Here is a 22947-nt window from a genome sequence, read left to right as displayed (position 1 = left end):
CTACCATCTCCTTAGATCGTAACATAAAAAATGTTTACAACTAAAAATGCAGTCCCGTCAACGTAGATGTGACCACCGTTTTGTGATGTCTGGATATCGTTTATAAGTGTTTAAAGCCTATATTGCCGAAAGTTGTACCAGTTAAGTATGCAGTAAAATTATTCTTCATGAAATTGAAAAAAGAGTAAAAAGTCAATCATGTAGTTATTACTTAAGTAAAATAATTCCTAAATAGTAAAATGAGGCTCTTAGAAAGGAATAAGCACAATGACTTTAAATCAAATTCCTGAGTGGTTAACCGAAAATCCTGCTACAGAACATGTTGAAATTCCCGTAGTGACAAAAGTACAAGAATTACCGCTAGACAAACTAACTTGGAAAAATTTCGAAAGATTGTGTCTGCGGCTAGTCAGAAAGGATTCGAAAGTTGAATTTTGTTATTTCTACGGTGAAGAAGGAGAGAGTCAAGAGGGAATTGACCTATTTGCAGAATCTGATATGGCAGAAAAATACGATGTTTATCAATGCAAAAGAGTTAAAAATTTTAGTCCCATTAAAATAAAAAATGCAGTTGAAAAATTTATTGATGGTGAATTCTCACCAAAAACTAATAAATTTTACTTGTGTACATCAGAAAGTTTGAGTTCAAGGAAAAGAATGGATGAGATAAAAAAACAAAAGGAAATTCTATCTTCTAAACACGATATTAAATTGCGCCTGTTTGATAAGGGTTCAATAGAAGAAAAATTAAAGACAATGCCAGAGATTGTTGCTGACTTCTTTGGAGAAAACTGGGTGAAAGCCTTCTGTCATAATGAAACTATTGAACATATAAAATCTACTAAAGAAAAAAAAGATCTTATAATGATAGCGTTAAATAGTGACGAAAATTTAGGTTCCCAGGATGATGACGAGATTCTTGCTATAATTCAAGAGGTGTCACTAAAAATGTCTGCAGGTAGTAGTGACAACTATAAAGTAGTTTTTTCTAAAGAGGAAGAAGAGCTTCAATTACTCAAAGAAATTAATAAAAAAACTAGCTTAACTCCACAAGAGAGACTAAGAAAGCTGAGAATTGAAGCGTCTGTAGAATACTCAAAGAAATGTAGAAAAAAGAATGAAGAGTTTATCAGAACTTACTTTAAATTAACCAACTCTAGTTATGGATCTCGTGAGTATAGTTTTGAAGAGAAAGTAGATATATTTAAAAATATGTTGGATACTCAGTACTTTTTAAGTAGTCATCAAGGTGATGGTGTTTCATTAAAAATACATAAAGAAGAGGATGTAAGTGTTAATTTTAGGATTTATTTAACTGCAACTGAATGGGACCAATTTGAAAGAGAGATTAGAAACTATATATCGATGGGTATTCAAAATTCCGTGTCAGTTAAGCAAATACCAAAGGATATATTTATAAAGCGAGTTATACCTAAATATATAAGAGCGTTGGGAAAACAAATGGAATTAGAAGGTAGTTTAGATTTTATTAAAGGCTCTTGGTATGTTTATGAAGATTAATATCCGTCTACTAGATTTAATTCATTAACAGGGAATTGATGGTGGAATAGTGAGTTCTATGGATTTATAGCTAGGAGAGGCTCTTTCGGAATGTAGAAAGTCAACACTGAAAGGTTAAAATCGGAAGAATTCAACCCTCTAGATCGAGGGAAGTTAGATAATCATACAGTACGCGAAAAAGTAGAAACGTACATGTATTATTATAATTATTGTCGACCTTTTAAAAAACTAAACTGCCATACTCCAATAGAATTCAGAGTAATGGATGCCTAGGTGTTTTATTAAGTCTTATTTAACTGTGTCACTCCATTTAAAGGTGGGGCTTTTTGTTATCCTCTTATTTTGTGATATATCAGCTACCCTTGTCTGAACCTTGCTCCACTCTTTTCTACTTATCTAACAATATATAAAGTGTGAGGATAAATGACATGAAAAGACAATATTATAATGAAGAAACTCGATGTAAGTTATCCAACTTGGGGCAGAAAATGGGGTAGAATTTCATTATTATTGCCCTATTTTTATTTTGATATATCCACCTTAATCATAAAGAACGTTGATTTAATGGTGTTCTGCAGTAGTTCATCTTGTGCAATCATACCCACTCCAACAACCTTCTAAGCTGTGGGTCGGGAGTTCGAATCTCTCCTGGGACGCTAAATGAAAAAAACCGAAACCTTTTCAAAGGTTTCGGTTTTTTTATGGAAAATTTTTTATGTCTATAAAAAGCCTTGTGTTAGAGTTTTTTCATGATTTATTACAAATACGTTATAATCCATAAGATGTAGATTCATGAATTCATACGGCTAGAAGAAAAGAGAAGATAAGCGCCTTACAGACTCCCTTATTTTGTTATCTTCCATATTAGCAAAACCAATAACTAGTTTCTTTTTCCCTTTCTCAGTCATCTCATAATCCAGTAAGAAAAAGCGGCGAATCGTATATAGAACGATTTTGTTTTCTCTGGCCCGTTCCTCAATCTCAACATAAGAAAGAGACGTTTCAATATCCACTAAAAAATGAAGGCCGGCAGGAATGTTGTGAATTGTTATCTTGTCTTGAAACGTCTGGCGCAGCTCCCGAATAAGCGCTGCTCTTTTCGCTTTATAATAGGCATTCATCCGCTTAACGTGCCTTCCGTATTCCCCTTCATCAATGAAGTATTTAAGGGTCCACAAGTTGAGTCCTGAAGGGCCGTCAATCCAATAGTCAAAAGCATTCCGGTAGCTTTGTAACAAGTCGGGTGGCAGAACCATATAGCTGATCCGTAGGCTCGGAAGCAGAGTTTTCGAAAAGGTCCCGGTATAGATGACTTGCTGGTTCTGGTCGAGACTCTGAAGGGAAGGGATATGGTCCGTTCCATATTTAAATTCACTATCATAGTCGTCTTCCACAATGTAACGACCAGGAGACTCGGCTGCCCAGTTTAGAAGCTCTATTCTTCTATTTATAGGCATGATTGTCCCAGTAGGAAACTGGTGGGAGGGAGTTACAAAAACCCATTGAGGATCGCTATCCAAAAGGTCCTGAATTGAGATACCCTGTCGGTCCAAAGTCGCTGGAGTTACCGGGAAACCCATATTTTTAAGTAGATTATAAAACCGCTGGTACCCAGGATTTTCGACAGCCACTTGTGTATCTTTTGCCTGTAAAGACATTAATTTATGAATTAGTGGCTGGGTTCCGGATCCGATGACAATTTGTTCGGGCCGGCACCGAACGCCCCTGGTGAGAGCAATCATCGTTGCGATTGATTCGCGGAGTTCATATGGCCCTTGAGGATGTGGAAGGAGGGCGAGTTGGGTTCGATGATGCTCCATGACTTTCTGCTGGTACTTCCTCCATTTCTTAAAAGGGAAATGCTCCGCATCGGTGGCAATATGAGAAAATGTAACCTTGGGATGAAATCCATCTTTAGTACAGTCCTCTCTCAAACCCTCTGGGAAAGGAACGTCTTCTTTGTTTCTTTTAATGTAACTTGTAATATCTTCTACAAAATACCCTTTGCGTTCTGCACTGTATATATAACCTTCCGCTAGTAATTGCTCGTAGGCGTGGGCTACGGAATTAAGACTGACCTCCAGATCCTGGGCCAGTCTCCGTTTCGATGGAAGCTTCTTTTTGCTGAGACGGTCGTCGAGGATCAGGTCTCTTAAGTGCGTATAAATCTGTTTGTAAATGGCAGGTTGTTCGGCTCCTTTTTCAATATGGAAAAACACAAATAGCTCCTCCTACTATGTATCTGGTCCCATTATTATTTAAAATCTGGTACTTTTAATTGTACCAGAAAATTGTCATAATTATCTATAAAATTCAGGGGAGGGATCAGCAATGACCAATAAAACATTGAATAAAGATGATTTGCAGAGGAAAAGAAAGAAATACATACCAAAAGGAATAGGGAATGGGAATACCAATATAGCCGACTATGCTAGAGGAGCAAGAGTATTCGATAATGAAGGCCGTGAATGGATTGACTTTGCTGGAGCCATCGGTACGCTTAATGTAGGGCATACGCATCCAAAAGTGACGGAAGCCGTCAAGAATCAGGCGGACCGCTACCTTCATCCAGGCTTTAATGTGATTATGTATGACAGCTACATCAATCTGGCTGAAAAGTTGTGCACGATTACGCCTGGTTCATTCGATAAAATGGCTATGCTATTTAATTCAGGGGCCGAGGCTGTAGAAAATGCGGTCAAAGTAGCCAGGAAATATACGAAACGACAGGCTGTTGTTTCCTTTGAACGCGCATTCCACGGACGTACGAATCTAACGATGGGTATGACCAGCAAGGTGAAGCCTTATAAATATAATTTCGGACCTTATACGCCGGAGATTTACCAGGCTCCATATCCTTATATGGCCAATAAACCCGAACAGATGACCGATGAGGAATATATTGACTACAGTATCATGCGCTTTAAGGAGTATTTCGTCACCGCGGTCGCACCGGAAACGGTAGCATGTGTCGTAATGGAGCCGGTCCAAGGTGAAGGCGGTTTCATTATTCCTCCAAAACGCTTTGTGCAGGAAGTAAGAGACTTCTGTAGCGAGCACGGCATTGTTTTTGTGGCTGATGAAATCCAGACGGGTTTTGCACGAACAGGACGGTTATTTGCAAGTGAACATTTCGATATTGAGCCGGATGTAATGACGCTGTCGAAATCCCTTGCAGCAGGTATGCCGTTAAGTGCGGTAGTCGGAAAAGCAGAAATCATGGACGCTTCCTCTCCAGGGGAACTTGGTGGGACCTATGCCGGGAATCCGGTCGCCTGTGAAGCAGCTCTTGCTGTCATTGAGGTTATGGAAGAGGAAAATCTAAGCGATAAAGCTGAACACATTGGTGCTACACTGGAGGATAAATTAGAAGAGTTGAAAGCCCGCCACGATTATCTTGGCGATATCCGCAGACTTGGCGCGATGGTTGCTGTAGAAATTGTTGATGCGGAAGGGAAGCCGGACAAAGCAAAAACGGGTGCAATCACATCCTATGCCAACAATAATGGACTGCTGCTTCTTTCTGCTGGGGTAAAAGGAAATGTCGTTCGTTTTCTGACACCGCTTGTAATCACGGATGAGGAATTGAATGAAGGAATGACGATTTTAGGACAGGCTTTTGACGAAGCGGCAGACTAATCGAAGAGAGGAGGAGGCTTTATGGGGAATACGATCCAAGTAAAAAACCCGGCAACCGGGGATATCTTGAAAGAGGTAGATGTGACCTCAGCTTCCGAAATTGAAACGGCCTTAAGAGAGGGAGACGAGGCATTCAAATCGTGGTCAAAGGTGAATGCTCATGAGCGTTCACGTCTTTTGAAAGAATGGTCTGAGAAAATTAAAGAAGAAACGGAACAGCTGACGGAAGTAATGACGCTTGAAAGTGGAAAGCCGCTTAAAGAATCACGTGGAGAAGTCGCCTATGCGGCAAGTTATATCGATTGGTATGCGGAAGAAGCGAAACGAATCTACGGCCGAACGATTCCTTCTAACACTGAATCCAAACGCATTGTTGTAACTAAAGAGCCTGTCGGTCTTGTGGCTGCCATCACCCCATGGAACTTCCCTGCCGCTATGATGACGAGAAAAGCTGCACCTGCCTTAGCCGCGGGCTGCACGTTCGTGGTTAAACCCGCCGAAGAAACGCCGCTTACGACGATCAGATTGGTGCAATTAGCTCATGAGGTTGGGATTCCAAAAAATGTGGTTCAATACGTGAATGGATACGGAGCAGATGTTGGGCCGATTTTCACAGATAGTCCACTCGTACGTAAGATAACCTTTACCGGTTCTACGCCAGTAGGCAAGTTACTAATGGAAAACAGTGCGGCAACCATGAAGCACGTATCCATGGAACTAGGAGGTCATGCGCCGCTTATCTTGGCAAAAGATGCCGATATCGATTTCGCTGTCGAGCAGACGCTTGCTTCGAAATTTCGGAACGCCGGGCAGACATGCATCTGCGCGAATCGAGTGCTCGTCCATGAATCCATAGCGGATGAGTTTTCAGAGAAACTTACCGCTCGCATCAAAGAGCTTAAGGTCGGAAATGGTCTTCATGAAGAAACGGATGTTGGGCCGGTTATTAATGCGGATGGTTATGAAAAGATCCATACGCAGATTGAAGATGCAGTGGATAAGGGTGCGAAGGTTCTTTATGGTCATCAATACGATAAAGATGATGAAAAAGGCTATTATTTTGTTCATCCTACTGTACTCGAAAACGTCGGGGAAGGCATGGACATCATGCAGGAGGAAACGTTTGGTCCCGTAATTCCACTGACAACTTTCCGTGAGAATGAAGAAGCGGTCAACATTGCCAACAATACACCGTTCGGGCTCGCCGCTTACTTCTTCACCAATGATTACCGAACCGGTATTTACTACCAGGAGCATCTGAAGTTCGGAATCCTCGGCTGGAACGATGGAGCACCATCTGCAGCGCATGCACCGTTCGGTGGTATGAAAGAGAGTGGCATTGGACGTGAGGGCGGTCCTGAGGGGATCGAACCTTACATTGAAACGAAGTATCTTTCTATCGGAGGCATTGAATAGTTATTTTAGTTGTTGAAAAAGTTATTTCTTGTTCAAAACCAAGTAGTTTGAAAACTTTAGTATTCATGGGTGGTGCGGCAAGTGCGATTCTACTAGTGCTTGTCCACTTCCCAAAGGTACAAGGGATTTACGAGGCTATTAGCAATGAACCATCTATAATTTCCGCTTTAATTTACTGAATATTTAGCAAACAAGACAATACATAGCTTCCACGTAATCGTTGTAATTTGTGAGTTATACAATATGTGATTTGAATGTAACGATCAGAAAGTTTCTTTTATTAAGAAAAGAGAAATTTGTAACACAAACCTAGGAGGACCTTTTCCATGGAAGAACAAAAATTAAAGAAAGTCCTATCAAACTTTGATTTATTATTTCTGGCCCTCGGAGCCATGCTTGGTTGGGGATGGGTGGTACTCTCTGGTACTTGGATTACGGAAGCAGGCTCACTGGGAGCGGTTATAGCCTTTGTAATTGGCGGTTTTCTTGTCATCTGTGTGGGGTTAAACTATGCAGAACTAGCTTCAGCAATGCCCAAGGTGGGTGGAGAGCATGAATACGTACATAAGGCATTAGGAGCCAAGTACTCTTTTGTAGCCTCTTGGGCAATCACCCTTGGATATGTATCCGTAGCAACATTTGAAGCCGTTGCTCTACCGACTGTTATTGACTACTTACTACCAAATTATCAGGCTGGTTATCTGTGGACCATAGCTGGCTGGGATGTTCACTTAAATTGGGTGTTAATTGGTTCAGTAGGAGCCTTAATAATTACGTTCATTAATTATATCGGTTTAAAGCAGGCAGCAGTTCTGCAGACGGTTTTTACTTTGATGATTATTGCCGTAGGACTCATATTAATTTTTGGCTCTGCCTTCCTTGGAGACCCAGGGAATCTGTCTCCATTCTTCGTTGGAGGTGCAAGCGGTATCATGACCGTGTTAGTCATGGTCCCCTTCTTGTTTGTTGGATTCGATGTGATTCCACAGGTGGCGGAAGAAGCCAATCTCCCTCGCAGGAAAATCGGTACACTATTAATTGTATCTGTAAGCAGTGCTGTCATATTTTATCTTGCGATTGCCTTAGGCGTGGGATTAGGATTAAATCCTGCTCAGCTGACGAATGCACAACTCGCTTCTGCAGATGCGATGGGAGCGCTTTTTAATTCAAATACTTTTGCCCAAATTCTGATCCTTGGCGGTGTGGCCGGGATTATCACAAGCTGGAACTCTTTCATTATTGGAGGTAGCCGCGTCCTCTATGCGATGGCGAAATCCGGAATGCTGCCCGCCTGGTTTGGTTATCTGCATCCGAAGTACCATACACCTTCAAATTCGATATTATTTATCGGCGTTCTTTCTATGCTAGCACCACTATTAGGTAGGTCCGCACTCGTATGGATTGTAGATGCTGGCGGCTTAGGAATAGTCGTTGCCTATTTCTTTGTAGCCCTGTCTTTTATTGTTTTAAGGAAAAAGAAACCCGAGATGGAGCGACCATTCCGCGCAGCAAAATCACCAATCTTTGGCTACTTAGCTCTCGTATTAAGTTTAGGGTTCATAATTCTATATTTCCCTGGGATGCCAGCAAGTCTTATCTGGCCGTATGAGTGGATCATGGTAGCTGGGTGGACTTTACTTGGCGCTTATTTCTTTATTCAGATGTTGCGTGGAACGTATCAGAAGAAAATGAATTCTTCACAAAAGCGGGCTTTATAGAAGATGGAAAAGGGGGGGGGGGAAGACCATGAATGTTGAAATTTTAATTTTATTTATTAACGCAACGCTGGTAACCGTCATTTCATCCGTTGTTGTAATTGCTATTCTCAGAAAGCAATATCTGCCTATTATCAAAGAGATGGAAAAGGAAGAGAATCAGGAAGAGTATACGGAATCGGAAGAAAAACGAATCAACAGTAATTTATAATAGAGGGGAATCAATATGGCCATTACGATATTTGCGCTCGTCTTACTGCTTTATGTAGTTGTAGGAGCTTTCATTAGCCGTTATGTTAAAAATAGTGATGACTTTTATACCATGGGAGGAAGAGGATCGACCATTCTCATCGTCGGTACGCTTGCAGCCACGTATCTTAGTGCTGCAACGCTGCTCGGGATAGCGGGTCAATCTTATAAAGAAGGTCCACTTGTTATTGCGACACTCGGATCATTTGGTGCTTGGCTCGGAACTCTGGTCGCTGTCGTCTATATGGGAAGAAAAATGAAAGCGTTAGGTTGTAAGACGATGCCGGACTTCTTTGATAAGCGATTCAACAGTAAGTGGGTCAGCATTATTGCTATTATCATAATGATTGTAGGTTTGGTTGGGTACGGTGTTATTCAGTTTATTGGAGCAGGACTGGTACTAAGTGAAATAACGGGTATCAATTTCCAATTACTCATTGTCTTATTTACAATTGCGTTGATTGCCTTTACAGCCTTTGGCGGTATGTATGGAGTGGTCGTAACGGATACGCTCATGTTCTTCACGATGCTTACGATCTCCATTGTGATTGCTCCGATAATTATTGGACAGGCTGGGTTTGAACAAATGAAAGGTTTATCAGAAACCATGCCTAATTACTGGACGATCGGCGGTACGGAGAATCGCTCGATTGGTTGGTCAATTTCTCAGTTTCTCGTTTGGATTATGTTCTTTGCCTGTATGCCGGCGCTCGTATCGCGTGTATTTCCGGCTAAAAATGATTTCGTCATTCTAAAAGCAGCTATCATCGGTGTCTTTTTCGCACCTTTCATGCAGTTGACCGTCTTTATCGCAGCAGGTGGTATGCAAGTATTGCAACCAGGTATTACGCCTACGGACAACGCGATGATTGTTGGGTTTATGGAGTTTACACCTCCAGCCGTGGCAGGTGTAGGACTCGCTGCACTCATGGCTTCAATCATGTCCACAGCTTCTACATTATTTGTCCTGGTAGGTTTCGCGTTATCCAGAGATTTGTATGAAAGACTGTTTGAAAAAGAACTTAATGAAAAACAAAGTCTTACTGCAGCAAGAATTGGTCAAATCATAGTAGCGGTCGTCATCTGCGCGATTGCCCTTGCTCGCCCATCCGCGATTTACTGGATTTCTATTTATGCAGGATCCATTTTTGCGGTTGGCTGGCTGCCGACTATCGTAGCATCTTTTGAATGGAAGAAAATGAACAGTAAAGCCGCTATGATCAGCATGTTATCCGGGGTTGCTTCGTTTCTTCTCTTTGGGGAGCTGATCAGAGCAGGGGTTATGACGCTGCCGACCGGTGTGGACGAACTGATGCTGGCGCTGCTTGTCTCTGTACTATCTCTCATAGGCGCTGGGCTTGTAACGAAGCCGAATGCCCATGAACTGAATTATTACACAGAGATGAAGCGTTCAAGTATGGCATCGATAACTATCAAGGAATTTTTGAAGCAGCCGAACGGTCTTCAAAAGATCAAAAAACAGTATAAACAGTTAATTACTGTTTCTGTACTATTTACATTCATATCCGTCGTGGTATGGGGATACTTTTTTATAAAACTCGGACTCTAATAATCTATTGAGACAGGGAGATGGTAAACGTGAACACGATTAATGAAGAACGACTCTTCCGTATGCTTTCCAAAAGTTCAGAAACAGGGACGATTCCGGGAAATGGTCTAAGTCGACTAGCACTATCTGATCAAGATCAAGAGATGAGAAATATATATAAAGAATGGTGTGAAGAAGCAGGATTAATGTTACGGATAGACGATTTAGGAAATATGTATGCCAGAAGGGCAGGAAAGAATAACCTCCCTCCTGTGGTGGTGGGATCCCACCTTGACACACAGCCAGCAGGAGGGCGATTCGATGGCATCCTCGGAGTTTTGTTGGCTCTGGAAGTGGTGCAGACTTTAAATGATAATGGCATAGAAACCGAACGACCTCTGGAAATCGTTAATTTCACAAATGAAGAAGGTGCTCGATTTGAACCTCCTATGCTCGGATCTGGTGGGATCGCCGGGGTATTTGATCAAGCGTATGTATATAGTAGAAAAGATGCTGATGGCTTTAGTTTCTTAGAAGAATTGGAAAGAATCGGATATAAAGGAGAAGCAGGAAACCGACTCGGTGATTTCCATTCTTTTCTCGAGCTACATATTGAACAGGGCCCCATTCTTGAAGATGAAGACAAACAGATTGGAGTTGTGGAAGGGGTTCAGGGCATCAATTGGCTGGAAGTGACTCTTAAGGGGGAAGCGGATCATGCCGGTCCGACCCCGATGCACTTACGAAAAGATGCGCTGATGGCTGCTGCAGAAATTATGAATCAATTGGAAAAAAATATTGCGACTACCGATATTACCGTAACCGTTGGTAAGATCTCCGTTTCTCCAAATTCGGTTAATTGTGTTCCTGGCGAAGCTCATTTTACCGTAGATATCCGAAGCGCCAATGATAAACTTCGAAAGGAAGCCTTTGAAGAAACGAAGAAAACGATTCGCCGTGTCTCTGAGGATAGAGAGGTGGGCGTGGAGATGACAGAATTGTGGGAAACTGAAAAAATTGATTTTGATAGTAATATTACGGAAGTTATAGAGAACAGTGCAACTGAACTCGGGTATTCTTCAAAAAGAATACTTAGCGGTGCCGGGCATGATGCCAAGTACGTCAACAATCTCGGTCCCACAGCCATGATCTTTGTGCCGAGCGTAAACGGCAAGAGTCATGTGCCCAGCGAATTAACACTGGATCGAGATATTGTGAGCGGAGCCAATACGCTCTATCATACGGTCCTTACATTATCTAAGGAATAAAAACAAAAGTAAGGTGTGAACTTATTTATGGAAACCAGTAACGAGCTTGTGCGTAATAAAATAGAAGAGCTATGGGAAGAAGAAAAGTTGTTCTTGAAGACGCTCGGAAGTTTTCCCAGTACATTAGGAAATGAAAAAGGTGTTCAACAGTTTGTTTACAACTACTTACAGGATATTGGGCTGGACACAGAGGTGGTCATGATCGATCCGGACCGATTAAGAAAGTATGAAAACTTTGGTGAACCTGAATGGTCTTATGAAGACCGCCCAGTAGTGGTAGGAGAATGGAAAAATAACGGACCAAAAAAAGGAAAAAGCCTCATTCTGCAAAGCCATATGGACGTGGTAAGTGCCGAACCTGAAGATCAATGGGAAACTTCGCCATATTCGCCGGTAATAAAAGACGGAAAAATGTACGGTAGAGGGATTCTGGATATGAAAGGCGGGTTTGCGGCTATTGTGATGGCTGTTAAAGCACTCCGTGAATCTGGCATTGAACTCGGTGCAAATCTGCAAATTCAGAGTGTCATCGAAGAAGAATGTACCGGGAACGGGGCACTTGCCTTACTAGATCAGGGGTACACGGCAGATGGAGCCCTTATCCCTGAGCCCACCCAATCTCGTTTGATTAAGGCACAAGTAGGCGTTATATGGGTTCGGGTGAAAGTAAATGGAGCCGGTGCCCACGTAGAACGTGCGGAGAGTGCTCAAAATGCCATTATGAAAGCGAATAAATTGATGGAATCGCTGATGGAGTACCGTGAGCATATTAATAACCGTCCAAAACATCCCGATTTTGAGCATCACCCCCATCCACTCAACGTCAGTGTTGGTCTGATTGAGGGAGGGAACTGGGCATCCAGTGTTCCGACAGAATGTACGTTTGAAGCGCGAGTCGGCTTCTATCCAGGAACCGATCCGGAAGATGTAAAAAAAGAGGTCGAGCAATGGTTGTTGGATGCTGCTGAAGAGGATGATTGGCTTAAAGAAGCAAAGCCGCAATTTACGTTTTATGGCTTTTCTGCCCCAGGCTATACGATTTCGAAAGAAGAAGAGATTATGGAGGAAGTGGCTGCCTCGCATTATGCGGTAACTGGAAAAGAGGTAGAAGACCTGTCGTTTACTGCTACCACGGATTTGCGGGCGTTTGGTGAGTTCGATATTCCTGCCACGTGTTATGGTCCGAGTGGGGGCGATATGCATGCGCCGAATGAGTATATTGAGCTTTCAAGTTTAAAAGAAGTGACGCATACGATTGCTGAGTTTATTTTACGGTGGTGTAAAGAAAAGTAGCTTGAAAGGATCGGAAGCTGTGAATGTCTCTGCTTTGCAAGAACAGGCCGTTTACATGGCCCAGGATTATTTGGATTATAGTCCATTTTGAATATGGCCCAGGATTATTTGGATTATAGTCCATTTTGAATATGGCTCAGGATTATCTTGATTCTTCTTCTTTTTCAAGATCAGGTTTAATTGACCAATTGACTTACGAAGGATTCAGTACAGAAGATGCAGTCTATGCGGTGAACCAAGTTGGTTTGTAATGGCAGAAGGAGCAGTGAATAGCTGCTCCTTCTTTTATTTACAGCCCTTTAAAAGAATTGAATTTTCAGACTAATTAACCTATACTAACAAGTAAACCCTATATTTTTTGACCGCTACATACCAACCAGTCAGTATCTTAAGGAGGTTCTTATGAAAACAAACGAAATACAAACCAATTCCTCTACAGAACAGAAGCCTATGGAGCTTACCGCTCATGAAAGAATTCACCTGCTTGCTGATGACGGATCCTTTCTTGAACTCGGGAAATCTGCCCATTCATCTGTCCCGGGAATGGAAGAACGGACGCCTGCCGATGGGCTGATCGGCGGTTTGGTCCGTGTCGATGGCCGGGAAGCGGTCGTTCAGGCGATGGATGTGAGTGTGTTGTCGGGAACGGAAGGAGAGGTTCACCTCCGGAAGAGTGAGTATTTTCATCAGTATGCGAAGAAGAGGAAGCTGCCGCTATTTAATTTATGTGAAGGCGGAGGGCTGCGGATGCCGGATGGGATGGGTTCAGACGGAATCAGTGACAAGCTTTTTCCGAACTGTCTTCTGGATCACTCCAGAGAAACCCCGATCCTTACCGCCATTCTGGGGGACAGCTTCGGCGGTCCGACGTGGATGGCCGTGACATCGGATTTTGTCACACAGGTGCGAGGAACGGGAATGGCCGTTGCCGGGCCGAGGATGTTGGAGATGGCGAGTGGAGAAGAGATTACAGCCGAAGAACTTGGGGGGCCTGATATGCATGCGGCATATACAGGACAGATTGATCACGTCGCTGACACAGAGGAAGAAGCGATAACGGCTATGAAGCGGTTTTTCAGCTATCTGCCTTCTTCATATGAAGACACGCCTCCTTTTAAAGTATCTGTGCCTTCGCCCTCATCTTCAGGGGAAAACGCAGAGAGGGTTGTTCCTTCGAACATGAGACGTCCGTATGACATGAATAAACTCATTCGTGAGATTGTCGATCCGGAATCTTTTATGGCTTTCCGACCTTTTTATGGAAAAGCACTCCTGACAGGTTTTGCGCGTATGGACGGGCGGGTCACAGGAGTGGTGGCGAGTCAGCCGCTTCATATGGCGGGGGCTCCAGGTCCGGAGGAGTGTGATAAGGCGGTGGATTTCATCTGCCTCTGTGATTCCTATCATATTCCATTGATTTTTCTTCACGATACTCCCGGGTTCAGGATCAGCAGTCAGGCAGAAAAGCGGAAAATGCCTTCAAAGATTATGAATTGGAATACGGCGCTTGCTAAATCCACTGTTCCCAAGTACTCCATCGTCATTCGTAAAAGCATTGGAGCGGCGTACGGAAACATGAGTGGTCCAGGCATGGGGGCGGACGTGGTGGCTGCCTGGCCGGAGGCTGAAATTAACTTTACCGGCCCCGACGTCGGTGTGAATGTTGTGTACGGAAGGCAGATCAAACAGGCGGACAATCCTTCTGAAGCCCGTGCGACTTATTTGGAACAGTGGAGCTTCGACAGCTCACCAGCGAAAGCCGCGGGTAAGTTCATGGTTCAGGAAATCATCGAGCCGGAACAGACCCGGGATTTTCTGCTTCGGTTTTTACGAACGGCGTCGGATAAAAGTGAAAGACGGCTGGTCGACTGGCCGATGTCCACATAAGGAGGAGTCGAATGAAAAACGAAATGGAACGGCATCAAATAGAGAACTTGTACCCTCTTGGAAAACACCCGCTTCTCGTATACGTCCAGCACCACGCAGAGGAGCGCCCGCATGAGGCTGCTTACTTTTATTATGAATCCACCCTGACGTGGGCGGAGCTTTTGAATGATATTGAAAAGATGGCTGGATTTTTGTCACAGAAGGGCTTTGAAAAAGGGGACCGGGTCGGGCTTTATATGCAGAACAGCCCGCAGTATATCATTGCCCACTATGCCATCCAGTCAATTGGTGGGATTGTCTGTCCGTTGAACCCGATGTACAAAGCGAGCGAGTTAACTTATTTAATGAAGGAAGTCGGCATGAAAGGACTGTATACCGGCGGGGAACTGCTGAATGAAGTGAGGAAAACGGACAACGATCTTCATGCGGTTCTTGTCGTTTCCTATGAAGATTATATCCCTGAGACTACCGAATGGGAAGTGCCGGGTGACTTGAGGGTTCCGGATCTAACATTAAATGAAAAGGAAACCCACTGGAGCGATGCTGTAAACGAAGCGGAACCGCAAAAAGCGTCTGGAATTGTCGATATGGATGATACGGCGCTGCTTGCTTTCACGTCAGGAACGACCGGTAGACCGAAAGCAGCGATGCTTACGTATGAAAATGCTTTGTATAAAACAGCAGCGGCTGTGGAAGCGAATGGGGTGGAAGAGGAAGAGACGTGGCTAGCGGTGATGCCGCTCTGTCATATTGCGGGCATGGTGATGGGCGTGAACATCCCGGCGTTTACCGGTTCCCCCTGTGTGCTGTTTGCCAGGTTTGATCCCCGGCAGGTGGTCACAGCACTGACTGCTTACGATGTGTCGGTGTGGTACAGCATCGCCCCGATGAATGAGGCTGTGTTATCCGTGGTAGACGGGGAAAAAGCGGATGCTCTGCGACTCAATTTGTGTACGAGCTTTGGTATGCCTGTGACAGAAGGCCTGGCAGAACGCTGGCGTTCTTTTGCGCCGGATTGTTCGTTGTATGAAGCGGCTTACGGTTTGAGCGAGACCCATACCGTGGACACCTACATGCCGGGGGACAGTGTGAAATTCGGATCTGTCGGCCTTCCCGTCCCAGGATCGTCCCTGACTGTCCGCGATCCCTTAACAAAAGAACAGCTGCCCCACGGTGAGGCCGGGGAAATCGCTGTGAAAAGTCCCGGTGTGTTCAAAGGCTACTGGGGGAGGCCAGAGGCGACAGCGGAAGTGCTGATGGACGGATGGATGCATACGGGTGATATCGGTTATTTCGACGAAGACGGCTATTTATACTTTCAGGGACGTCTCAAGGAAATGATCAAATCGTCAGGATTCAGCATTTTCCCTGAAGATGTCGAAGCATTACTGAAGGAACATCCCGCCATCTCCCAGGCCGCTGTCATCGGTTTGCCGGATGAATCAAAAGGGGAGGTTGTCAAAGCGTTCATTGTTCTGAAAGAAGAATCAGAACTGGAGAAAGAAGAACTGATCCAATGGGCCAAAGCCCATATGGCCCGTTATAAAGTTCCGGCGTTTGTCGAATTCCGCCCATCCCTCCCTCAGACCGGCGCGGGTAAAATCCTAAGGCGCGTGCTGAAAGAAGAATCCCGAGACTGAAAAAGAAGTACACAGGGGTGAGGAAAAGCGCTCGTTCCGAGTGAGGACGTGCCCGCAACAGACATCCACGGATAAGCGGCACGTAACCATCCATACGAAAGAGACATCCATAGAAAAGAGGCGCAGTGAAAAGCGCCTCTTTTTAGTGAATTTCTTTTTTCTTAAAGCGTCCACCCCGTACTTCGGCAATATCCCCGATTGCCATGAAAGCTTCTTCATCGTGCTCCTGGACGAGCGCTTTCAGCTTTGCTTCCTCCAGGCGGTTGATGACGCAGAAGATTACTTTCTTCTCATCGTTGGAGAAGGCTCCTTCTCCTTTCAAAAAGGTGACCCCGCGGCCGAGGCGCTGGATGATGGCTTCACTGATGCTTTCGTATTCATCGCTGATGATATGTACAGCCTTTGATTCATCCAGTCCTTTAATCGTAATGTCGATCATTTTATAAGCGACAAAATAGGCGAGCAGGGAATACATCGCCCGATCCCATCCGAAGACGAAGCCTGCGCTTCCAAGGATAAAAAGATTGATGAACATAATGATTTCGCCGACAGAAAACGGGATTTTGCTGCTGATCAGAATCGCAGAGATTTCTGTTCCGTCGAGACAGCCGCCGTAGCGGATGACCATTCCTACACCAATACCGAGGATGAATCCTCCGAATAATGTCGCGAGCAGGATATCATCGGTAAAGGCGGGTACAGGGTGAAGCACGGTTGTTGCAGTTGAAAGGATGGCTATGCCGTAGACCGTTGACCAGGCGAACGTTTTTCCGATCAAATTATACCCGAGAAAAAAGAACGGAATATTCAACAGGAAGATGAACAGCCCGAGCTTCCATTCGGTTAAGTGCGACAGAATAATGGATATGCCGACAATGCCTCCATCAATAACCTGGTTCGGAACGAGAAAAATTTCCAGTCCTACCGCCATAATGATGGCACCGAGCGTGATGAAGACGGCACGTTTCGTGAATTCCTTGGACGTAATTTTCAAGTGCTGGACTTGTTGACCACTGATGGCAGGTCCCCCCATTTTATAGTATTTTTTATAAAAATCGTTTACGGACATCCGGGGTTGGTATCGGACAGGTATCTTCTTTTCTGCCGAACCATTTGTAACGGTTGGCGGCAAACCACCGGTAAAAACCGTTGCGCAGCGGTCTTGGGATCAGAATCAGGATGTACGCAAGCTTCCACATCCCTTTCAGCTGACGGCTGATGGATAAAGCTGCCGTGGATTCTAAATGTGCTTTTCCGTCCTGGATAAGGACCAGGCTGTCGGTGTCGTCCGGGATATTATACTGCAAAAGCAGTTCCCGGCCCTTGTCACTTTGAAGCGATGCAAATTGGAACCGGCTGCGGGGGTCTCGCTGAATGATGAACTGGACACTTTTGTCGCAGAAATGGCACTCCCCGTCGAATAATATGATGGCACTCATAAGGATCACCTCATGTATGATTATACCATTTAATGGATCGATCCTCTAAGGAATTTCAGGAAAACGTCTGTTTTGGAAAAGCGTCACAGGCGCTCTTTTTCTCATACGCTATGGGGGAAGGAGTGGTGGATGTGCTGCTTTTCACATATCTGTTCATCGGTGTGTTCTTCTGTTTTTTTAAAAAAGAGCCGGTGCTGAAAGATAAACAGGAGCAGGCGGTATACATGTTTTACCTGCTTGGCTGGATTGTCCTGTGGCCGGTGTTTCTCATACGGAGACTTATACGAGGGATTTAAAGGCAGAAACGCAAAGGATTGCCGGTCATATTCCGCTGGCAGCCGCAGACAATAAGAGAGGCTTCAAGCCAACCGATTTGAGGAGTGATCAGGATGGAAAAGAAAAATGTGCAGTGGCTGCCGGTTATCGCTTCGATCGGTATCGGTGCGGCCACATACAGCATGATGACTGGTCAGGCCGGGCAGCTGCAGAACGTCATTCCGAGTTTAGCGAAGATGTCCGGGAAACAAGGTACAGCCTCTAATCAGTAAATGAAAAAGGCATGCAGATGACTGCATGCCTTTTTCCACGTCCATTTATATAAGATGTGCGGAATTCTCGGTTGGTAGTTGGATGGATCGTTTATCAATTTCTTGTGTGACTAAGTGAACAAATTCATCGTCCAGCTGAAGCTTTACAGACTCCAGATAGGTTTCCAGCAAGGTTTGATCATCAAGCAGTGACAAAACGATACAACTCCTTAGCAATATGATTCGTTATTATTTTATTGACATTTACTTATTCTAGCAAAAAAATCTGTTTCATCATGAGTAGAAAGACCTGTTTTGCGTAATTGATCGACGATTAAGAAATTATTCTTCTATACGATTGATCCGCGGATGTACATTCCTGTTCGTTCGTGTCTAAACAGGAAGAATAGCGGAAAGCCGGATGCTGACAGCAGGGTTTCAATTGTATTTCTCCTTTATTTGCTTTAGTATAGCGTAATAAGCTGAGGAACCGATGGTTTGAACTGATTCATGATAGGAAAGAATAAGGAAATAAGGACGTTTTAGGGAAGGGTGTCTTATGGAGAATAAAAGAGGAAACCTCGTGATGTTTCCTGGATGGAAATCGAGACTGGAGCAGTCGGGACTGGCTGCTTTGAAGGAAAAGCGTTATAAGGAAGCGGCTGAAGCCTTTGAACCGCTTGTTGAGTATGATCAGGCCGGCCATGATGTCATCACAGGGCTGCTGATGAGCTGGATCGAACTTGGTCATTTTGATCAGGCTGAGGAATTGTGTCAGGAGCAGATGAAGGAAACGATCGACCAGTATTACCATTACTTACATATATATATTACGATACTTTTTCAAAGCAGCCGTTACAGCGACATCATTGATCTGCTCGATGAAGTTTTTGAATCCGAGGACATTCCCCACCAGAGCCGCACACAGCTGTGGCAAATGTACGAGGTCAGCAGAAAGCTGCTGGAAGACAGCCGGAAGGAACAGGGGAAGGAACTATCCCTTGCCTTCAAAGAGGCCTTGAAGTCAGATGAAATACATAAGCAGTGGCAGACCCTCGAGACGTTGAAAAAGCAGGATCCCCATGATTATCTGGAGGAGTTCACCACCTATCTCCGGGAGCCTGCTGTACACCCCATGATAAAATCCTCGATTTTGGAATGGTTTAGAGATGGACGCGTAGACAAAGAAGTGGCTCTGACAAAATTCGGCATGGAGATCACCGTTATTCCCGGTGACTTATCCATGCTGCAGCATGATTACATTATGAAACAGATCCAGATGAGGCTCGGCCGGATGGAACAGAAAAATCCGACCATGTACGAGATGGTGAATAACCTGTTGTTCCATTACTGTTATGTTCGTTACCCGCTGTTCCCGGATGAAGAAGAAGTGCCGCTGCTTGTCGAAGCATTAAAGCAGCTCGGTCATGAATACCTGCAGCTTCCTTATCAACCGGATTCCCCTGCAGAGGACGTCGCCCGGTATAAAACAGATATTGAACTGTGTGAACAGCATTATGTTTTGGTGACCGGTTCCTAGAAAAACCAATGAGGGTCACGCCTTGAAAGCAGCAGGGATTATGTTATAATGTAATGGTTGCAAAAGAGATTCGTATGTAATCAGAGTCATAGAATCAGTAAACCATCGTCTCCGGACGAAAATGTGAATAGATGTTGGAGGGAATTTTTTATGTCAGCAAAATGGGAAAAGCAAGAAGGCAACGTAGGTACATTAACAGTTGAAGTACCTGCCGGCGAGTTCGACAAAGCGCTTGATTCTGCCTTTAAAAAAGTAGTTAAACAGGTACAGGTGCCTGGATTCCGTAAAGGGAAAGTACCTCGTAAATTGTTCGAACAGCGTTTCGGAGTAGAATCTCTGTATCAGGATGCTCTTGATATCATCCTTCCGGAAGCTTACTCAAACGCCGTGGACGAAGCAGGCATCGAGCCGGTTGACCGTCCAGAAGTTGATGTGAAGCAGATCGAAAAAGGCCAGGACCTTATTTTCACAGCTGAAGTAACTGTGAAGCCTGAAGTGAAGCTTGGCGAATACAAAGGTCTTACTTTCGAAGAAGCAGACACAGAAGTTACTGATGAAGACGTAGACAGCGAACTGAAGCAGATGCAGGAGCGTCAGGCTGAGCTTGTTGTTAAAGAAGAAGGATCCGTTGAAAACGGCGATACTGTCGTTATGGACTTCGAAGGCTTCGTTGATGGGGAAGCATTCGAAGGCGGCCAGGCGGATAACTACTCTCTAGAAGTAGGTTCCGGTTCTTTCATCCCTGGTTTCGAAGAGCAGCTTGTTGGTAAACAGGCCGGCGAAGAAACAGAAGTGGAAGTAACATTCCCTGAAGAATATCACGCAGAAGAGCTTGCTGGTAAAGCGGCTACCTTCAAAGTGAAAATTCACGAAATCAAAGGCAAGGAACTTCCAGAGCTGGATGACGAATTCGCGAAAGATGTCGACGAAGAAGTCGAATCCCTGGAAGAACTTAAAACGAAAACACGCACGCGTCTGGAAGACCAGAAGAAAACCGATGCGGACAACCAGAAGCGTGAAACACTTGTAAATAAAGCTTCTGACAATGCAGAAGTTGAAATTCCGGATGCCATGGTCGACACAGAGCTTGACCGTATGGTTCAGGAATTCGAACAGCGCCTTCAAATGCAGGGCATGACAAAAGACATGTACTTCCAGTTCACTGGTCAGGACGAAGACGCCCTTCGTGAGCAGATGAAAGAAGATGCGGCGAAGCGTGTGAAAACGAACATGACTCTTGAAGCTATTTCCGAAGCGGAAAATGTCGACGTAACAGACGAAGACGTCAATGCTGAACTTGAGAACATGGCTGGCATGTACCAGACAGATGTAGCTCAGCTGACGCAGATGCTTGGCGGTAACACGGACATGATCAAAGAAGATCTGAAAGTGCGCAAAGCCATCGACGTTCTTGTCGAAAACAGCAAAGCTGAATAATACAGGTGGAAGACAAGGTGCCCGGGTACCTTGTCTTCTCATATATTTCTTCGGAAACGCGGTTTAGGCCGGTTGTTTTGTGGGGAAAATAATGATACATCCAAGCGCTTTTACATATACTATTTAAGATGCTCAAAGGTTTGACTTATGCGTTTTATATCTACATAATGAGGGTGTCGCAGGAATTGACGGCACACCTCTAAAAGGTATTGCTTTTGTGTTTGGAGTTTATTTGGTATGATGGGCAAAAGAAGCGAAACGTTGGCGTCGTATCAGTAACTTCAGTCGCAACGATTGCGTCATTTTATTAAGGGGTGAAACGTATGTTTAAATTTAACGATGAAAAAGGACAATTGAAGTGTTCTTTCTGCGGAAAGAGTCAGGAACAAGTCCGAAAACTCGTTGCAGGACCTGGCGTATATATATGTGATGAATGTATTGAATTGTGCACAGAAATCGTGGAAGAGGAGCTTGGCAACGAAGAAGAGGTGGAGTTCAAGGAAGTTCCAAAACCTCAGGAAATCCGTGACATTCTCAATGATTATGTAATCGGACAGGACCAGGCGAAGAAGAACCTTTCCGTAGCTGTCTACAACCACTACAAGCGTATCAACGCAGGTGTGAAAAATGATGAGGTGGAGCTTGCGAAGAGTAACATCCTGATGCTTGGACCTACCGGAAGCGGTAAAACACTGCTTGCCCAGACCCTTGCCCGCATCCTGAATGTTCCATTCGCAATCGCAGATGCCACATCACTGACAGAGGCTGGTTATGTCGGGGAAGATGTAGAGAACATTCTTCTCAAACTGATTCAGGCTGCTGATTATGATGTTGAGAAAGCAGAAAAAGGAATCATCTATATTGATGAAATCGATAAAGTAGCACGTAAATCCGAAAACCCTTCCATTACACGGGATGTGTCTGGTGAAGGTGTCCAGCAGGCACTTCTTAAGATCCTTGAAGGAACGCAGGCAAGTGTTCCTCCACAGGGTGGACGGAAGCATCCTCATCAAGAATTCATCCAGATTGACACGACAAATGTCCTGTTTATCGTGGGTGGGGCCTTCGATGGGATCGACCAGATTATCAAGCGCCGCCTGGGCAGAAAAGTGATCGGATTCGGCTCCGAACAGGTGACAGACGATGCAGAGAAAAAGGATCTTCTGACAAAAGTACTGCCTGAAGACCTTCTAAGCTATGGTCTGATTCCTGAATTCATCGGACGTCTGCCGGTTATTGGAAGCCTTGAGCAGCTGGATGAAGACGCGTTGGTTGAAATCCTTACAAAACCGAAAAACGCTCTTGTCAAACAGTATCAAAAGCTGTTCCAAATTGACCATGTGGAGCTTGAGATGGAGGAAGAAGCTCTTCGTGAAATTTCCCGCCTTGCCATTGAACGTAAGACAGGGGCACGCGGACTGCGCTCCATTATCGAAGGCATCATGCTTGATGTGATGTATGAACTTCCTTCCCGCGATGATATCGAGAAGTGTATTATCACGAAAGATACAGTGAAAGCGGAAAACGGACGTCCGAAGCTTGTGCTGACGGATGGCACCGTTGAGGATGAAAACAAGCAGTCACCGAAAGAAAGTGCGTAATGCCTGAGGGTTTTCCCTTGAAAAGCCGTGCTACGAATAACTGTAGCACGGCTTTTTTATAGGGGCTTGACAGACTCTGGACCTAAGCATGAAACATAGGTTTCTGCTAATAATAGGGATACCATAAGGAAAGTCCCCCTGCCTGACTTGAGGCCGGGGCTATGCGTGTTGGCACCATCTGGTATCGTTTCGTTTACTTTCCACTTACATTTCTATATGATTAAAT

Annotated in this window: 20 protein-coding genes and 1 pseudogene; 17 read left to right on the top strand and 4 right to left on the bottom strand. The window is 44.5% G+C overall.

Going from position 1 to position 22947, the window contains the following annotated elements; genetic code table 11:
* The first annotated feature begins 267 nt into the window (after positions 1 to 267).
* Complete coding sequence (locus GLV97_RS05960; RefSeq protein ID WP_160889229.1) at positions 268 to 1521, top strand: hypothetical protein; 1254 nt, start codon at positions 268 to 270, stop codon at positions 1519 to 1521.
* Positions 1522 to 1635: 114 nt separating this feature from the next.
* Positions 1636 to 1794: pseudogene (locus GLV97_RS05955) on the top strand (IS3 family transposase); the annotation flags it as partial.
* A gap of 533 nt (positions 1795 to 2327) precedes the next feature.
* On the opposite strand, the gene GLV97_RS05950 reads toward GLV97_RS05955, so the two are convergent.
* Complete coding sequence (locus GLV97_RS05950; RefSeq protein ID WP_160889228.1) at positions 2328 to 3740, bottom strand: aminotransferase class I/II-fold pyridoxal phosphate-dependent enzyme; 1413 nt, start codon at positions 3738 to 3740, stop codon at positions 2328 to 2330.
* A 112-nt stretch (positions 3741 to 3852) separates the two neighbouring features.
* Here GLV97_RS05950 and gabT point away from each other — a divergent pair, with 112 nt between their 5' ends.
* From gabT to GLV97_RS05900, 10 genes are all read left to right on the top strand, one after another.
* Positions 3853 to 5160 carry a 4-aminobutyrate--2-oxoglutarate transaminase gene (gene gabT, locus GLV97_RS05945; RefSeq protein ID WP_160889227.1) on the top strand — a complete coding sequence of 436 codons (1308 nt, stop codon included), beginning with the start codon at positions 3853 to 3855 and terminating at the stop codon, positions 5158 to 5160.
* A 21-nt stretch (positions 5161 to 5181) separates the two neighbouring features.
* Positions 5182 to 6576 carry an NAD-dependent succinate-semialdehyde dehydrogenase gene (locus tag GLV97_RS05940; RefSeq protein WP_160889226.1) on the top strand — a complete coding sequence of 465 codons (1395 nt, stop codon included), beginning with the start codon at positions 5182 to 5184 and terminating at the stop codon, positions 6574 to 6576.
* 326 nt (positions 6577 to 6902) lie between these two features.
* Entirely contained in the window at positions 6903 to 8294 is a 1392-nt protein-coding gene (locus GLV97_RS05935; protein ID WP_160889225.1) for an APC family permease, read from the top strand.
* Between the two features lie 28 nt (positions 8295 to 8322).
* Complete coding sequence (locus tag GLV97_RS05930; RefSeq protein WP_160889224.1) at positions 8323 to 8502, top strand: hypothetical protein; 180 nt, start codon at positions 8323 to 8325, stop codon at positions 8500 to 8502.
* A gap of 15 nt (positions 8503 to 8517) precedes the next feature.
* Positions 8518 to 10110, top strand: coding sequence for a sodium:solute symporter family protein (locus GLV97_RS05925; protein ID WP_160889223.1), 1593 nt, complete (start codon positions 8518 to 8520; stop codon positions 10108 to 10110).
* 20 nt (positions 10111 to 10130) lie between these two features.
* Positions 10131 to 11357, top strand: coding sequence for a Zn-dependent hydrolase (locus tag GLV97_RS05920; protein WP_160889222.1), 1227 nt, complete (start codon positions 10131 to 10133; stop codon positions 11355 to 11357).
* Between the two features lie 27 nt (positions 11358 to 11384).
* On the top strand, positions 11385 to 12650 hold the full coding sequence (locus tag GLV97_RS05915) for an ArgE/DapE family deacylase (protein WP_160889221.1): 1266 nt from the start codon (positions 11385 to 11387) through the stop codon (positions 12648 to 12650).
* Positions 12651 to 12781: 131 nt separating this feature from the next.
* On the top strand, positions 12782 to 12901 hold the full coding sequence (locus tag GLV97_RS20315; RefSeq protein ID WP_160889284.1) for an Ltp family lipoprotein: 120 nt from the start codon (positions 12782 to 12784) through the stop codon (positions 12899 to 12901).
* A 151-nt stretch (positions 12902 to 13052) separates the two neighbouring features.
* Positions 13053 to 14537 (top strand): acyl-CoA carboxylase subunit beta, encoded by a 1485-nt coding sequence (locus tag GLV97_RS05905; protein WP_160889220.1) that lies wholly within the window; start codon positions 13053 to 13055, stop codon positions 14535 to 14537.
* A gap of 11 nt (positions 14538 to 14548) precedes the next feature.
* The gene (locus GLV97_RS05900) at positions 14549 to 16177 is read left to right on the top strand and encodes a class I adenylate-forming enzyme family protein (protein WP_160889219.1); all 1629 of its coding nucleotides are present in this window, start codon (positions 14549 to 14551) and stop codon (positions 16175 to 16177) included.
* A 142-nt stretch (positions 16178 to 16319) separates the two neighbouring features.
* Here the strand turns inward: GLV97_RS05900 and GLV97_RS05895 are convergent, their stop codons facing one another.
* On the bottom strand, positions 16320 to 17210 hold the full coding sequence (locus GLV97_RS05895) for a YitT family protein (RefSeq protein WP_160889218.1): 891 nt from the start codon (positions 17208 to 17210) through the stop codon (positions 16320 to 16322).
* Positions 17211 to 17223: 13 nt separating this feature from the next.
* The gene (locus tag GLV97_RS05890; protein ID WP_160889217.1) at positions 17224 to 17616 is read right to left on the bottom strand and encodes a thiol-disulfide oxidoreductase DCC family protein; all 393 of its coding nucleotides are present in this window, start codon (positions 17614 to 17616) and stop codon (positions 17224 to 17226) included.
* Between the two features lie 131 nt (positions 17617 to 17747).
* Between GLV97_RS05890 and GLV97_RS05885 the strand changes: the two genes are divergently transcribed.
* Complete coding sequence (locus GLV97_RS05885; RefSeq protein ID WP_160840738.1) at positions 17748 to 17912, top strand: hypothetical protein; 165 nt, start codon at positions 17748 to 17750, stop codon at positions 17910 to 17912.
* A 93-nt stretch (positions 17913 to 18005) separates the two neighbouring features.
* Positions 18006 to 18164, top strand: a complete 159-nt coding sequence (locus GLV97_RS19775) for a hypothetical protein (RefSeq protein ID WP_202409605.1) — start codon at positions 18006 to 18008, stop codon at positions 18162 to 18164.
* A 45-nt stretch (positions 18165 to 18209) separates the two neighbouring features.
* On the opposite strand, the gene sda is transcribed toward GLV97_RS19775, so the two are convergent.
* Positions 18210 to 18359, bottom strand: a complete 150-nt coding sequence (gene sda, locus GLV97_RS05880; protein ID WP_202410582.1) for a sporulation histidine kinase inhibitor Sda — start codon at positions 18357 to 18359, stop codon at positions 18210 to 18212.
* Between the two features lie 343 nt (positions 18360 to 18702).
* On the opposite strand from sda, the gene GLV97_RS05875 reads away from it, so the two are divergent.
* The 3 genes from GLV97_RS05875 (at position 18703) to clpX (ending at position 22721) form a co-directional block, all read left to right on the top strand.
* Positions 18703 to 19683, top strand: coding sequence for a tetratricopeptide repeat protein (locus GLV97_RS05875; RefSeq protein ID WP_160840737.1), 981 nt, complete (start codon positions 18703 to 18705; stop codon positions 19681 to 19683).
* A 150-nt stretch (positions 19684 to 19833) separates the two neighbouring features.
* A complete protein-coding gene (gene tig / locus GLV97_RS05870; protein WP_160836268.1) occupies positions 19834 to 21120 on the top strand; it encodes a trigger factor in 1287 nt (428 codons plus the stop codon).
* Positions 21121 to 21443: 323 nt separating this feature from the next.
* Positions 21444 to 22721: an ATP-dependent protease ATP-binding subunit ClpX gene (clpX, locus tag GLV97_RS05865; protein WP_160836267.1), complete on the top strand. Its 1278-nt coding sequence runs from the start codon at positions 21444 to 21446 to the stop codon at positions 22719 to 22721.
* Positions 22722 to 22947 lie beyond the last annotated feature (226 nt).

Origin of the sequence: Halobacillus litoralis, assembly GCF_009856355.1 — a bacterium.
GTDB lineage: Bacteria > Bacillota > Bacilli > Bacillales > Halobacillaceae > Halobacillus > Halobacillus litoralis_B.
This window is presented reverse-complemented; position numbering and strand designations above follow the sequence as displayed.

Bases quoted from the DNA above. Each gene is read 5' to 3' on its own strand.
- GLV97_RS05960 (WP_160889229.1), top strand. From the start codon at position 268: ATGACTTTAAATCAAATTCCTGAGTGGTTAACCGAAAATCCTGCTACA.
- gabT (WP_160889227.1), top strand. From the start codon at position 3,853: ATGACCAATAAAACATTGAATAAAGATGATTTGCAGAGGAAAAGAAAG.
- GLV97_RS05940 (WP_160889226.1), top strand. From the start codon at position 5,182: ATGGGGAATACGATCCAAGTAAAAAACCCGGCAACCGGGGATATCTTG.
- GLV97_RS05935 (WP_160889225.1), top strand. From the start codon at position 6,903: ATGGAAGAACAAAAATTAAAGAAAGTCCTATCAAACTTTGATTTATTA.
- GLV97_RS05930 (WP_160889224.1), top strand. From the start codon at position 8,323: ATGAATGTTGAAATTTTAATTTTATTTATTAACGCAACGCTGGTAACC.
- GLV97_RS05925 (WP_160889223.1), top strand. From the start codon at position 8,518: ATGGCCATTACGATATTTGCGCTCGTCTTACTGCTTTATGTAGTTGTA.
- GLV97_RS05920 (WP_160889222.1), top strand. From the start codon at position 10,131: ATGGTAAACGTGAACACGATTAATGAAGAACGACTCTTCCGTATGCTT.
- GLV97_RS05915 (WP_160889221.1), top strand. From the start codon at position 11,385: ATGGAAACCAGTAACGAGCTTGTGCGTAATAAAATAGAAGAGCTATGG.
- GLV97_RS20315 (WP_160889284.1), top strand. From the start codon at position 12,782: ATGGCTCAGGATTATCTTGATTCTTCTTCTTTTTCAAGATCAGGTTTA.
- GLV97_RS05905 (WP_160889220.1), top strand. From the start codon at position 13,053: ATGAAAACAAACGAAATACAAACCAATTCCTCTACAGAACAGAAGCCT.
- GLV97_RS05900 (WP_160889219.1), top strand. From the start codon at position 14,549: ATGAAAAACGAAATGGAACGGCATCAAATAGAGAACTTGTACCCTCTT.
- GLV97_RS05895 (WP_160889218.1), bottom strand. From the start codon at position 17,210: ATGGGGGGACCTGCCATCAGTGGTCAACAAGTCCAGCACTTGAAAATT.
- GLV97_RS05890 (WP_160889217.1), bottom strand. From the start codon at position 17,616: ATGAGTGCCATCATATTATTCGACGGGGAGTGCCATTTCTGCGACAAA.
- GLV97_RS19775 (WP_202409605.1), top strand. From the start codon at position 18,006: ATGGAAAAGAAAAATGTGCAGTGGCTGCCGGTTATCGCTTCGATCGGT.
- GLV97_RS05875 (WP_160840737.1), top strand. From the start codon at position 18,703: ATGGAGAATAAAAGAGGAAACCTCGTGATGTTTCCTGGATGGAAATCG.
- tig (WP_160836268.1), top strand. From the start codon at position 19,834: ATGTCAGCAAAATGGGAAAAGCAAGAAGGCAACGTAGGTACATTAACA.
- clpX (WP_160836267.1), top strand. From the start codon at position 21,444: ATGTTTAAATTTAACGATGAAAAAGGACAATTGAAGTGTTCTTTCTGC.